Annotated in this window: 14 protein-coding genes and 1 tRNA gene; 6 read left to right on the forward strand and 9 right to left on the reverse strand. The window is 27.1% G+C overall.

What is annotated here, in order from left to right:
* Positions 1–6: 6 nt before the first annotated feature.
* The 4 genes from ACTT9X_RS01125 to ACTT9X_RS01140 are packed head-to-tail and all read right to left on the reverse strand — an operon-like array spanning position 7 to position 3,937.
* Entirely contained in the window at positions 7–282 is a 276-nt protein-coding gene (locus ACTT9X_RS01125) for an AtpZ/AtpI family protein (protein ID WP_440933862.1), read from the reverse strand.
* A gap of 9 nt (positions 283–291) precedes the next feature.
* On the reverse strand, positions 292–2,865 hold the full coding sequence (locus ACTT9X_RS01130) for a chromosome segregation SMC family protein (RefSeq protein WP_440933863.1): 2,574 nt from the start codon (positions 2,863–2,865) through the stop codon (positions 292–294).
* Positions 2,866–2,873: 8 nt separating this feature from the next.
* A complete protein-coding gene (locus ACTT9X_RS01135) occupies positions 2,874–3,452 on the reverse strand; it encodes a thioredoxin domain-containing protein (protein WP_440933864.1) in 579 nt (192 codons plus the stop codon).
* Entirely contained in the window at positions 3,449–3,937 is a 489-nt protein-coding gene (locus tag ACTT9X_RS01140; RefSeq protein ID WP_440933865.1) for a DUF721 domain-containing protein, read from the reverse strand. The genes ACTT9X_RS01135 and ACTT9X_RS01140 overlap by 4 nt, the downstream gene beginning before the upstream one ends.
* Between ACTT9X_RS01140 and ACTT9X_RS01145 the strand changes: the two genes are divergently transcribed.
* Together ACTT9X_RS01145 and ACTT9X_RS01150 are read left to right on the forward strand one after the other, a co-directional pair.
* Positions 3,938–4,924: an A/G-specific adenine glycosylase gene (locus ACTT9X_RS01145; RefSeq protein WP_440933866.1), complete on the forward strand. Its 987-nt coding sequence runs from the start codon at positions 3,938–3,940 to the stop codon at positions 4,922–4,924.
* Complete coding sequence (locus ACTT9X_RS01150; RefSeq protein ID WP_440933867.1) at positions 4,921–6,063, forward strand: FAD-dependent monooxygenase; 1,143 nt, start codon at positions 4,921–4,923, stop codon at positions 6,061–6,063. Before ACTT9X_RS01145 ends, ACTT9X_RS01150 begins: the two co-directional genes overlap by 4 nt.
* On the opposite strand, the gene ACTT9X_RS01155 is transcribed toward ACTT9X_RS01150, so the two are convergent.
* The 3 genes from ACTT9X_RS01155 to ACTT9X_RS01165 form a co-directional block, all read right to left on the reverse strand.
* Positions 6,060–7,130: a site-specific DNA-methyltransferase gene (locus tag ACTT9X_RS01155; protein WP_440933868.1), complete on the reverse strand. Its 1,071-nt coding sequence runs from the start codon at positions 7,128–7,130 to the stop codon at positions 6,060–6,062. The two genes, ACTT9X_RS01150 and ACTT9X_RS01155, sit on opposite strands and share 4 nt — an antisense overlap.
* Before the next feature lie 104 nt (positions 7,131–7,234).
* Positions 7,235–7,795, reverse strand: coding sequence for a ribonuclease HII (locus ACTT9X_RS01160; RefSeq protein WP_440933869.1), 561 nt, complete (start codon positions 7,793–7,795; stop codon positions 7,235–7,237).
* Entirely contained in the window at positions 7,795–8,514 is a 720-nt protein-coding gene (locus tag ACTT9X_RS01165) for a uracil-DNA glycosylase (protein WP_440933870.1), read from the reverse strand. Before ACTT9X_RS01165 ends, ACTT9X_RS01160 begins: the two co-directional genes overlap by 1 nt.
* A 68-nt stretch (positions 8,515–8,582) precedes the next feature.
* On the opposite strand from ACTT9X_RS01165, the gene ACTT9X_RS01170 reads away from it, so the two are divergent.
* From ACTT9X_RS01170 to ACTT9X_RS01185, 4 genes are all read left to right on the forward strand, one after another.
* Entirely contained in the window at positions 8,583–10,211 is a 1,629-nt protein-coding gene (locus ACTT9X_RS01170) for a tetratricopeptide repeat protein (protein ID WP_440933871.1), read from the forward strand.
* Complete coding sequence (locus tag ACTT9X_RS01175) at positions 10,212–11,057, forward strand: GHMP family kinase ATP-binding protein (protein WP_440933872.1); 846 nt, start codon at positions 10,212–10,214, stop codon at positions 11,055–11,057.
* A gap of 33 nt (positions 11,058–11,090) precedes the next feature.
* Positions 11,091–11,164: transfer RNA gene (locus ACTT9X_RS01180), tRNA-Gln, on the forward strand.
* A 3-nt stretch (positions 11,165–11,167) separates the two neighbouring features.
* Entirely contained in the window at positions 11,168–12,442 is a 1,275-nt protein-coding gene (locus ACTT9X_RS01185) for a CCA tRNA nucleotidyltransferase (RefSeq protein WP_440933873.1), read from the forward strand.
* Here ACTT9X_RS01185 and greA read toward each other — a convergent pair.
* Both greA and hemF read right to left on the reverse strand, forming a co-directional pair.
* On the reverse strand, positions 12,439–12,915 hold the full coding sequence (greA, locus tag ACTT9X_RS01190; RefSeq protein WP_440933874.1) for a transcription elongation factor GreA: 477 nt from the start codon (positions 12,913–12,915) through the stop codon (positions 12,439–12,441). The two genes, ACTT9X_RS01185 and greA, sit on opposite strands and share 4 nt — an antisense overlap.
* 2 nt (positions 12,916–12,917) lie before the next feature.
* Positions 12,918–13,745 (reverse strand): oxygen-dependent coproporphyrinogen oxidase, encoded by an 828-nt coding sequence (hemF, locus tag ACTT9X_RS01195; protein WP_440933875.1) that lies wholly within the window; start codon positions 13,743–13,745, stop codon positions 12,918–12,920.

Genomic DNA, 13,745 nt, shown 5'->3' on the forward strand with positions numbered 1-13,745 from the left:
ACTTATTTATTTTTGCATTTTTTTTGCAGATCTTATCACATTGGTTATTCCAGCAACTACACCAACAAAAAAAAATATTAATATAAACCAGGGTTTAGTACCAAAGGTCTTATCAAAAATAAACCCAATAATTGTCCCCACAGCCACTGCAGAAACCAGTTCTGTGCTCAATTTGAATGCAATTCCTAAAGGTGAGGGGTCATTCTTCTTATTGAAGAGATTTTTCTTTGAAATCTTGCTTTTTGCAATCTCTAAGCGATTTTTGAAAGTGTCTTTTGGCATTTATATAGTTTATGCAACCATACTCTCTGCTTTTTGTAAATCAACAGCCACAAGCTGACTAATTCCTTTTTGAGGCATAGTCACCCCATATAGTCGGTTCATTTTTGACATAGTTAAAGCATGATGAGTTACAATTATGAATTTGGTGTTGGTGATTTTAATTAGTTCCTCAAGTAAACTACAAAATCTTGTTACGTTAGCATCGTCAAGCGGCGCATCAACTTCATCCAATACACATATAGGTGAAGGTTTTGTTAAAAATACTGCGAAGATTAAAGAGAGGGCAGTCAATGCTTGTTCACCTCCAGATAACAAAGTTATAGATTGAAGTCTTTTTCCCGGAGGACTAACCAACATTTCCAAACCCGCTTCAAGTGGATCATCAGAGTCCACCAATTCTAGTTTGGCATTTCCACCATTGAAAAGTTTTGTATAAACTTCATTAAATTTTCTATTAACTTTTTCAAAAGCTTCTATCAATCTTTCTCTTCCTTTTTGATTAAGTTCATTGATACTATCTTTCAGTTTCACGATAGCAGTAACAAGGTCGGCACGATCCTGTTCCATTTTTTTTATCTCTTCTTCATATTTACTTGTTTCCTCGTCCGCTTTTAAATTTACAGATCCTAATTTTTCTCTTTCTTGTTTTTTCTTGTCTAAAGCATCTTCTTGATCAACTGGATTTGGAAGCTCTTCTACTCCATTTAAATTTGAATTTTCTAAAATATTATCTTCATTCAAATTTAACTCAGAACTAATTCTATCAAGGAGATCATTTTTTCTTTTTTGTAGGCCTTCAATTGTAGCTCCTGAGCTTGCCTTTCTTTCTCTTATTTGAATTGATTGTTCTTGGATTTCATTTAACTGTGCTCTTAACATTTCAATTTTTTGATCCGTTTCATCAATAATAGCTTCATTATCAATTTTTTCTTTATTTGATATTCTTAAATTTTCTGAAATTTGACCTTTTCTTTCTGCTTGTGCTCTAGGTTGGTTTTCTAAATCACTTAGGTGTTTTGATAATTTATCTTTTCTTTGTGTTAATTCATTAACCATTTTTTCTGAATTAGTTAGTAAATTTTTCCAACTTTCAATTTCCGTTTCAATGGTTTTAATTCTTTCATTTCTTTTAATAGACTCATTTTTAATTGATTGATTTTTACTATATGCATCGGCATATTTTTCTTGTAATAATTTTATATTTTTTGATTTTTCACTAACTCCTAATAACTCATTTCTAGATCTTTCATTTTTTAAATCATTTAAAAAACTATCTAGTTCCATGTTGCATCTATCTAGAAGTGTCACAGCTTGATTTATTTCATTACTATCTATTAATTCTTTTACCCTTGATATAGTATTTTTTACATTTCTTATTGGACCAACACTTATATTTACAGTTTCTTCAGCTAAACTGTTTACAATTTCATCAACAGCTTTTTGTTCTTCTTTAAGTTTATTTTTTGCATTTTCTAAATCTTCATTAGATAATTTTTCTGTTTCAAAATACTTCGAGTCTGTCTCAATTAATTCAGTTTTTTCTTCCTTCAATCTTTTTTCATTTGAGTTAGCATCTATAATAATTCCTTTTTCTCTCGTGATATCATCATCAAGTGTTCGACTTGATTTTTTGATGCTTTCTATTTCATCTTGAATTCTTGTATTTTCCTCATCTAAACTTTGAAGTTCTAGATTAAGTCTTTGTATTCTTGATAAATTTTCTATATTTTTTTCTCTCAATGGATTTACTTTATCTGTAAAAGTTTTAATTGAATTTTCTAATTCAGATATTTTACTATTAAATCCTTCTACCTCTCCTTCTGCCTCAGTATTAATTTCATTTTCAATTCTAATTTCTTTGTCTATCTCTAATAATCTTAAATAATATAAACCTGCTTCAATTTTTTTAATTTGATCCGAAATGAGCTTATATTTTGTTGCTTCTTCAGCTTGTTTTTGAAGATTTGCCAACTGTTTTTCTTGCTGTCTTCTTAATTCATCTGCTCTTTTTAAATTATTCTCAGCCGCACCTAATCTTAATTCAGCCTCATGTCTTCTAACGTGCAAACCAGATATTCCTGCAGCTTCTTCTAAAATAGCTCTTCTATCGGTTGGTTTCGCAGTTACTAATGAACCTATTCTTCCTTGACTAATCATTGATGGAGAGTGCGCACCAGTCGAAAGATCTGCAAAAAACATTTGAGTATCTCTTGCTCTAACTTCTTTATCATTAATGTAAAATTTAGATCCTTTATCTTTTTCTATTTTTCTTCTAATTTGTATTTGTTCCAATTCACGGTATTGGATTGGACCTTCTTTATCTTTGTTTTCAACTTCGATTGATACTTCCGCAATATTTTTTGATGCTTTATTAGATGTTCCTGAAAATATGACATCCTCCATACCAGATCCACGCATACTTTTTGCTGAGGTCTCTCCCATTACCCATCTTAAAGATTCTACAATGTTAGATTTTCCACAACCGTTAGGACCCACTATACCTGTAAGACCATCTTCAATTAAAAAGTTGGTTTTTTCAGCAAAAGATTTAAATCCGTTTAATTGGATTTTTTTAAACTCCATGCACAAACTTATATCAGTTTTTCTAGTGCTTTTTTTAAATTTTTATAATTAAGAGTTTTTTCAAATTTTTCGTTGTTAATAATAATCGTAGGAGTTGCGTTCACTTTAAAGTTCTTTGCTCCATCGATTCGGTCGTTTAGTACGAAATCTTCAATTTCCTTATTATTTATACAAGCATCAAAATCAATACTAAATCCCTCACTTTTTAAAAATTTTTGTAGATTTTTATTTGCCTCCTGTATTGAATTTCCCTTTACCCATTTTTGTTGATTAGTATATAACCTTTCAAGAATATCTGAATTTCCATCATTCTTACACTGAGAAACTTTTGATGCATTAAAGGCCGCTATGTCTAATGGAAAATGTCTAAATTCTATTTTAGCGAGTCCAGTATCAAGATACTCTTTCTTTAATTGAGGATAAACATTTTTATGAAAACTAGCACAATGACTGCAAGTTAATGATTCAAAAGCTATAATAGTTATTTTTGCATCTTTGTTACCAACAGTTATCCTTTTAATTTCCTCAGCTTGTACATTTAAAACTGTAGTTAAAAATATTAATATTAAGAATATAATTTTTTTCATTTCTCTCTAAAAACCCTGGTTAACTCTGTTAATGATTTTTTAATTTTTTCGTTTTTAACACTTTTTATCTTATCTTGATATTTACCAATTGCCACATTTTTAACTTTTGTTTCACTCGAGCCCGTCATTTCATGCTCATCATCAAAACTTATAAATTTAAGTTTTTCAACAACAGAATATTCAAAAAAATTATTCACTTTATTCAAAATATCTTTTTTCGAATATTCTACGTCAACTTCATGTCCTCGCTTGACCATAACCACTAAGGTGCTAACACCAAATTTATTTGAATTTTTAAATGTTTTTGGATAGCAAATTTTAAATAATTCGCTTCCAACTAAATATTTCCAATTGCTCAACGTTTCTGAATATACATGACCTTTTTTATTTATTATTTTTTTGACGTTTTTTGGCAAAGTGTCTTTGAAAGATCTTAATCCTTGAATGCTAGCGTTTCTCTGCTTAGTATTATTTTTAGATTGCATATGAAAGATCCAATAATAACAAATAATATTCTTAAATGGTATGATTTAAATAAAAGATCTTTACCTTGGAGAAATAATGTTTCTCAAACAAAAAAGCAATACTACACTTTAATAAGTGAATTTATGTTGCAGCAAACCCAGGTTGCAACAGTAATACCTTACTTTAACAGATTTATAAAAAATATTCCCACAATAGAAAAATTATCTAAATATGATGATAGAAAATTAATTAAACTTTGGGAGGGTCTTGGATACTATTCAAGAGTAAGAAATTTAAAAAAAACAGCTCAAATAGTTGTTAATAATTTTAATAAAAAAATACCTAGAAATTTTGTAGATTTAAAGTCTCTCCCAGGAATTGGAGATTATACAGCAAGTGCAATTTCTGCAATTGCATTCAATGAACCAATAATTCCTCTAGATGGTAATATTGAAAGAATACTAAAGAGATACTTATTTTTAAAAAAACAAGATCAAATAAAAAAAGAAAATTTACACGAGAAGAAAAAAATTTTTGGAACATCAGTCAAAAGGTCTAGTGATTATGCTCAAGCTTTAATGGAATTAGGAGCACTAATTTGTAAACCTGTTAGTCCTAATTGTAAGAACTGCCCATTAGTAAAAAAATGCAAATCATTTAAAAATAAAAATTTTGATTTAATAAAATTTAAAAAAAAAGATAAGGAAACTTTTTACAAGCTTAATGTTTATAAAAAAAATAATCATTATTTATTAATCAAAAATAATAAATTTAATTTTTTGAAAAATTTTAATATCTTCCCAATGGAGGAAGTAAATAATCCTAAAAATTTTGTTAAAGATTTGAATTTTAAAATGTCTAATATGAATATGAATATAAAAATTGAATTTAAAAATAAATATAATTTAAATAAAAATAGTTATTGGATTGATCCAACAAAACTTCAAAATTATATACTGCCAACATTTACAAAAAAGATAGTTAAATTTTTAGAAAGTCATAAATGAAAAAAATTGCAATAATTGGTGCTGGAATTTCTGGTTTGTATATTGCCAATTTATTCAAAGATCATAAGGATTATCAGGTTACGATTTATGAAAAAAGGAATTCATTAGAAATGGAAGAAGGCTATGGAATTCAGTTGTCAGTAAATAGTGTAAAGTTTTTAAATAAAATAGGCTTCTCTTCTTTCACTGAAGAAGAAAAATTTAATCCAAAAAAAATTGATTTTTATGAAATTAAAAATTCAAAAAAAATTTGTGACTTAGACATTTCAAGATTTAATTCAGAAGATTGTAAATACACAACATTGAAAAGATCAAAATTGCTTCAATTTTTAAAAAAACAAATAAACGAAGATATAATTAAATATAACCACAGTATTGAACAGATTGTTTACGATAAAGAGTCAATAAAATTAATATTTGATAAAAATAATATAACTTGTGATTACTTAATTATTTCAGACGGTGTGTTTTCTAAAGGGAAGTTATTAATTTCAACCAATAAATCAAAACCAATTTACAATGATACGATTGCTATTAGGGGAACTATATCGAGAGAAAATTTTCAAAATATAAATGAAGAAAATATTTCCTTGTTCTTAGGACCGAATTTTCATTATGTTATTTATCCAATTAATAATGATAAAAATTTAAATTTTATCGGCATTTTAAAACATAAACTAAATTCAAATGAGCAAGAGAACTATAATCTTTTAAATGAGAGTTTTTTTATAGAAAATATTAAATTTATATTATCTCAAAAAGTTTCCCAAAGTTTTTTGGAAAGTCTTCAAAATATTAAATTATTTCCAATATTTGTAAGTAAAAATTTATACAATCCTCCAAAAAATATATTTCTTGTAGGAGATGCATTTTTTGCTTTTTCACCTTCATTTGCGCAGGGAGCTTCTCAATCAATAGAGGGGGCTAATGAATTATATGAATGTTTAATTAATAATAATAATTTTTATGATATCAGATCAAAGAGAGTAAAAATGATTAACAGTAGGTCTAATTTCAATCAATTTGCCTTCCATTTATCAAATCCAATTATGATCAAATCTAGAAATATTTTTTTAAAACTTTTAACTAAAAATAAAAAATTTTTAGAAAGTTATTTGGGTAAAATATATAAAAGTTAATTTTTAGAAATTAATCTTTGTCTTAGATAATCAATAGGATAAGTTCGTCCATTTATATCACAGTGCCAAAAAGTCCATCCGTTGCAACTTTCAGCTCCTAAAATAGTAGCCGCAACTTTGTGTATAGAACCCTCTGCTTGATTATGTTTTATACTGCCATCAGCCATAATTCTGGCTGTTATTTTTTTCTTATTATCAAAAATATTAGTTCCGGGTTTAATTATTCCAAGCTCTACTAATGAACCAAAAGGAATTCTTGGTTTTGATCTATTGTTTTTTAACGTATCTAATAGATCGTCTTCAATAGGCTTTGTAGTTTTTATACGTTGCTCAGCAGCTTTAAAATAATTTTTTTCTTTTTCTATTCCGAAATAATTTCTCCCTAGTTTTTTTGCTACTGTGGCTGTTGTTCCTGATCCTAAAAAAGGATCAAGTATGAGGTCATTTTTATTTGATGTAGCTAGTAAAATTCTATGCAATAGTGCTTCTGGTTTTTGTGTTGAGTGAATTTTTTTTCCATCCTTTTTAAGTCTCTCTGAACCATTGCATATTGGAAGATCCCAATTAGATCTCATTTGAAGATCATCATTTAAACATTTTAAAGATTGATAATTAAATGTGTATTTTGATTTCTCACTTTTAGAAGCCCATATTAAAGTTTCATGAGCGTTAGTAAAACGTGTACCTCTAAAGTTTGGCATTGGATTATTTTTATTCCAAATAACATCATTTAAAATCCAGAAACCTAGGTTTTGTATTGCTGTGCCAACTCTAAAAATATTATGGTAGCTTCCTATAACCCAAATAGCTCCATCTTTTTTTAAAATTCTTTTACATTCACTAAGCCACTCATAGGTGAAATCATCATATTTTTTAAAATTTTCAAATTGATCCCATTTATCATTTACTGCACTTACCTTTGATCTATCTGGTCTAGTTAATTCACTTTTTAATTGTAAGTTGTAAGGAGGATCAGCAAAAATTAAATCAAAAGTTTCACGTGGAATTTTTTTTAATTCTTCGAGACTATCTCCATTAATTATTTTATTTTTGAAATCAGTTTTCATTTGTAAAAATTAATTAGACTCCAAATGGATTCCTCGGTCAACCTGAGATTGAAAAATTTGGATTCGATTAGTGTTTCTTAGTTAGAAATTAACTAGATGTAGTGTTAATTTATTTTGAAAATAGGTGAAAAAGTTTTTCTATGATGTTTAGTAATACCTAATTTTTTCATAGCTTTTAAGTGCTGTTTTGTTCCGTACCCAAAGTTTTTATCCCAATCATAGCCTTTATTTTTTTTTGATAAAGTGGTTATAAACTTATCTCTTGATACTTTTGCAATTATAGAAGCTGCCGATATAGAGGGAATTTTTTTATCTCCTTTAATAACTGATTTTAAATTATAATTTTTTAACTCTGGAGTTTTGTTTCCATCTACCAGAACATGTGTTGGTTTTCTCTTAAGTTTTTTGATGGCTCTTTTCATAGCTAGCAAACTTGCTTGAAGTATATTCAGTTTTTCTATTTCTTTTACAGAAGCTTTGCCTATGGACCAAGTAGAATTTTTTTTTATATATGTACACAGATACTCTCTCTCTTTTTTACTTAATGATTTTGAATCTTTTAATAACTTTGAATTAATTGATTTTTTTAAAATTACTGCTGAAGCATAAACAGGCCCAATTAAACTTCCTCTACCAACCTCATCAACCCCAGCAATTATCTTCATCAAATTTTTAACTTAAGATCTTTGATTTTGTCTCTTATTTTCTTTAAATCTTCCCATGAGTGTTTTTTATTTTCTGGAAAACGGATTAAATAAGATGGATTAAAAGTTATCATTAAAGGGAATGTTTTGTTTTTTAAAATCACTTCCTTCCAATGCCCTCTTTCAGTAGTTATTTTTTCACTCATTCCTGTTATAGCCTCCATTGCCGAACTACCCATCAAAACAATAATCTTTGGGTTTATAATCGATATATGCTCCTTCAAAAATACTGAGTATCTTTTAATTTCTGTTGAGGTTGGTTTTCTGTCATCAGGTGGTCTAAAATTGATCGCATAACTAGTGTAAATATTTTGTCTCTTAATATTGATGGCTATAAGCATTTTGTTAAGAAGTTCGCCAACTTCACCTCTAAATGGGACACCCAATTTTTCTTCTTCAGCCCCAGGAGATTCTCCAATTAACATTAAAGGGCTATTTATATTTCCCTCACCTAAAATGATTTTAGTTGAATTTAGTTTCAATTTACAATTTTCAATTGAATTTATTTGATCTTTTAAATTTTTAAGTAATTCTTCTTTATTAATTTGCAGTGTACCATTGTTCGTTTCTAAAACATTAAATCTATTTATTGGCTTATCTGTGAATATAAATTTTGGCTCGATAGTATTAATTAGTTTTTGGTTTAATTTGGTATTTTGATTTATCACTTTTTTAGTCATAGTATGGTCACATGTTCCTAAAATTTCTAAAATTAGTACTAATAATATTCATATCTTATCAGACACCTTTGTATTCTAAAAGTGCTACTTTCGATGATTTCAACTCAAGAGATTTATCAAATTATTTTTCTGGAATTGTTGCATTTGAAAATCGAGATAATTCTGAAGCATTAAAATTTTTTAACTTAACCAGAGTATTAATTAACAAACATGACAGTTATTTAAAAAGATATGTTAACTCTTTAGTTTTAGATAACAAAGTACCTCAAGCAATTAATGTATTAAATAACAATGTAAACAAATCTAATTCAGATTTTTATGATGCCTATATAATTTTAATAATTGATAGTTTAAAGAAAAATAATTTTAAAAAAGCTGATGAATATTTAACACAAAGTTTAAAATTTCAAGATAAAGATAGGATAAACCTAGTTATATTTGAAACTCTAAAACAGTACATTTATACATTTAAAAATAAAAAAATATTAGATAACAAAAAAAATTTTGGAAACCTGTCTCTTATAGCTGAGACATTCCAAAGATGTTATATTGGAGATAAACGAACCACATCATTTTTTCTTAATTTAATAAATAATCAACAAGGTGATTATTCAAGATACATTTTCTTTTATCTTAATCATTTAATTGACAACAACAAATTAAATCAAGCAAGATCAGTTGTTGAAAAAATTGATTATATAAATTCAACACTTTTACTTTCACAAAGTAAAAGTTGGGTAGACAAAGAAAAATTCGATGATTTTGGAAAAATTTTTTCATGCAAAGATCACAATGATCTTGTAAGTGAATTTTTATTTTTAATCTCTAATCTTTATTCTTCTCAGGATAATTTTGAAAAATCAAATTTTTATTTAAATTTGTCAACCTATTTAAATCCTAAGTTTGAATTTAATTTGTCATTGGTTGCAGAAAATTTTTATCTTAATGATGAATTTGATAAAGTAAAAAGAATTGTAAAAAACTTTAAAATAGAAGATGAATTTTATTATTGGTTTAGATTAAAAAAAGAAGCTCAAATAATAATTCAAGAGCAGGATTATGAAAATGGAATTAAATACATAGATTCAAAATTAAATAAAATTGAAAATCCAAATATAAAAATGATTTTTGATTTAGCCAATTTTTATAAAAATTCTAAAAATTATGAAAAGGCAATAGATCGATATACAGAAATTATTTTAAAGCTGGATGACAATTCACTAATCAAATCAGATGTATTGTATCGTAGAGGTGGCAGTTATGAAAGAATGGGCAATTATGAAAAGTCAGATGAAGATTTACTGCATGCGCTTAAAATTGATCCTAGTGATGCATATATTTTAAATTACCTTGCTTACTCTTGGTTAGAGCGTGATTATAAAATTAATGAAGCAATGGATATGTTGAAAACAGCATATGATTTAAAAAGCAATGATCCATATATTATTGACTCAATTGGATGGGCTTATTTTTTAATAGAGGATTATGTAGTGGCAGAAAAGTATTTAAAAAGAGCTGTAGAATTGATGCCAGATGACCCAATCGTGAATGATCATTATGGAGATATTTTATGGAAATTAAATCGAAAAATTCAAGCAAGATATTTTTGGAACAACGTATTAACTTTTGATGACACCGAAGATGATATGATAGAAAAAATCAACATTAAAGTAATTGAGGGTCTTAAAAATTCCTAAATGAAAATTGATAAAGTTAAATCTAATGCAAAGTTAAATTTAGCACTAAATATCACTGGAAAAAAAAAATTTTTACATAAAATTGAAAGTATAATTGGTTTCTTAGATTTACATGATGTTATTTCAATCAATCAACATAATGGAAAAAAACATCATATTTCTTTTTATGGAAAGTTTTCTAAAAATATTGGAAAAAAAAATACCGTTCAAAAATTATTTCAAATACTAGATAGAGAAAATTTATTAAAAAATAAAAAATTTAAAGTTAAAATTAAAAAATTAATCCCTCAACAAGCTGGGTTGGGTGGGGGATCGATGAATGCAGCTAGTGTGTTTAATTATCTGGTTAAAAAAAAAATTATTAATCCTAATTATAAAAAAACTCGAAGTATCTGTGACTTCGTTGGTTCTGATGTTATTCTAGGCACCATTTCATCCAACTGTGTGTTGTCATCAGGTGGCAGAATAAAGAAGATTTATAATATTCCACAATTTTACTCTACTTTAGTAAAGCCTGATTTTGGGTGCTCAACTAAAAAAATATACTCAGCTGTTCGAAAGTATACAAAATCAAAATATAATAAACCTAAAAAAAACATGTTTGGAGTAAAATTTTTGATTAATCAGCAAAATGCCTTTGAAAAAATAGCTCTCAAAAAATATCCAAAACTTAAAAAAATTAAGTTGTTCTTAGAAAGTGTAAATAATCCATTATTTGTAAGAATGACTGGTTCAGGATCAACAATTGTTGCCTATTATAATTCATTAAAGAGTTGTAAATTAGCAAAAGCTAAATTTAAAAGAAAATATAAAAATTATTGGTGTGTTACAGCAAAAACTATATGAATTTTATATTTTTATGTTATAGGAAGCTAGTATTGGGGCGTAGCCAAGCGGTAAGGCACGGGTTTTTGGTACCTGCATCCTAGGTTCGAATCCTAGCGCCCCAGCCATTTATGAAAAATTTTTTAGATAAATTTTTTTCCCGATCAAAGAATCTTGATTATGTCAGTCAAAACTTAAAACAAATTACTTTAACAACACCCACAAATAAAATTTTTGAGGCAATTAATAATTTTTCAGAGAAAAGTGAAATCAGATATGTAGGTGGGTGTGTAAGAAAAGTAATAAAAAAAGAAAATGTTGATGATATTGACCTAGCAACAAATTTAACTCCTCCTCAAGTTTGTGAGGCTCTTAAAAACAAACAAATAAGTTATTATGAAACAGGAATTGAACACGGAACTATAACCGCAATAATCGAGGAATATAAATATGAAATTACTTCTTTAAGGAAAGACGTCTCAACTGATGGAAGGCATGCTGATGTAGAATTCTCTTTAGATTGGAAGGAAGATGCCTCTAGAAGGGATTTTACTATCAACTCAATTTATGCAGATAGCGACGGTAATTTATTTGATCCATTTAACGGTAAAAAAGATTTAGAGGAGGGTTATATTAATTTTATTGGCAATGCGGAAAAAAGAATTAAGGAGGATTATTTACGTATTTTGAGGTATTTAAGGTTTTATTTAAATTACTCAAATCATAAGCACCAGCCAGAAATAATTAAAAATATAAAAAAAAATATTGATGGAATTTCAAATATATCATCTGAAAGATTAATAGATGAATTAAAAAAAATAACTGGTTCAAATGGATTTTTAAAACTCTTTAAAGATAAAGAAAGTTTAGAACTCGTAGAAATAATTTTCCCCCAATTAAAGAATATTAAAAATTTTAAAAAACACAATTCTTATGCTGCTGAGAATTTTTTAAAAATTGACTTTATATTCTTAATTGCGCTTTTAGTAATTGATGGGACTGATAATGCTGATTATTTTCTTTATAAATTTAAAATATCTAACAAAGATAAAAAAAGATTAAAATTGATAGATATTTTTTATAGAGAAAAAGTAACTTTAAATAACTTTACAGAGAAAAACTTAAATAAATTTTTTTATTTTAATGGACGACAGGCTGTAATGGATGTTATTAATTTTAAAATTTTTACCTCAAACAAGGTAGAAAAAAAATTAATTAAACTATTAGATACTTATAAAGAAAAAGAAATTCCAACTTTGCCAATAGGAGCTGATCTACTAATGTCTAAATTTCAAATTCCTGAGGGTAAAACTTTAGGAAATAAATTAAAAAAGATAGAGGAAACTTGGGTTCAAAACGGATTTCAAATTTCAGATAAGCAACTACAACAAATAGTCAAAAGTTAAATATATTTTACGTCTTTGATTTCAAAATTTTTTGTACCTGATGGTGTATTTATTTCAACTAAATCACTTTTATTCTTTCCAATTAAACCTTTGCCAATTGGTGATTGAAAGAAAATTAGTTTTTGTTTTAAATCCGCTTCATCTTTTCCAACAATTTTATAATTAATTTTTTCACCTGTATCTAAATCTTCTAAATAAACTGTTGATCCAAAAATTACTTTTCCCTCATTATTTATTTTTGTAACGTCAATAACATTTGCTCTTGCGATAATGTCGTTGATTTCGGTTATTCTTCCCTCATTATGAGATTGTTCTTCTTTAGCTGCATGATATTCAGCATTTTCTTTAAGGTCTCCATGAGATCTTGCTTCAGCAATCGCGGCTACTATTTCAGGTCTTTTTTTTTCTTTTAAAAAAACTAATTCTTCATTTAGTTTATTTAATCCATTTAATGTTATTGGCTCTTTATCCATTTTTATTTCCATTTTGCAATCGGAGGTAATGACATCAAAATTGCTTCAACATTACCACCAGTTTGTAGCCCAAATTTTGTTCCTCTATCATAGAGTAAATTAAATTCTGTATATCGACCTCTTTTAATATACTGAAACTCTTTATCTTTTAAAGTCCATTTTCTTTTTATTTTTTTTTTAATAATTTCATTAAATAGCATTTGAAATGTAACACCAACATCTCTTACAAACTTAAAGTCATTTTCAAAATTATCATTTTTATAGTCAAAAAAGATTCCACCTATACCTCTTGATTCTTTTCTGTGAGGTAGATAAAAATATTCATCACACCACTTTTTATATTTTTTATAATAATTTTTATTATGTCTATCGCACATTGCTTTTAATATTTTATGAAAGTTTTTCATCTCTTTTTCATCTTTTATTGCTGGGGTTACATCCATACCTCCACCAAACCAATTCTTTGTTGTACAAATAAATCTGGTATTAAAATGCATTGCAGGAATATGGGGATTTTGCATGTGCATAACTATTGATATTCCTGATGCCCAAAATCTAGGATCTTTACTTGTGCCTGGTATATTCTTTTGAAATTGCTTAGGAAATTTTCCATAAACTTTCGAAAAATTTACTCCTACTTTTTCAAAAATTTTTCCATTTTTAAGAATTCTATATTCACCACCACCCTCATCTTTTTTATTGCTCCTTTTCCAAGAAGTTGATTCAAAATTTACTTTATTTTTTTCAATTTTTAAAATGTCGTCGCATATTGCATTTTGTAATAGTTTAAACCAGTTACCCGCTAAGTCTTTTTTGATTGAAATGTCCAT

The organism is Candidatus Pelagibacter sp., from assembly GCF_052049855.1.
Taxonomy (GTDB): Bacteria; Pseudomonadota; Alphaproteobacteria; order Pelagibacterales; family Pelagibacteraceae; genus Pelagibacter.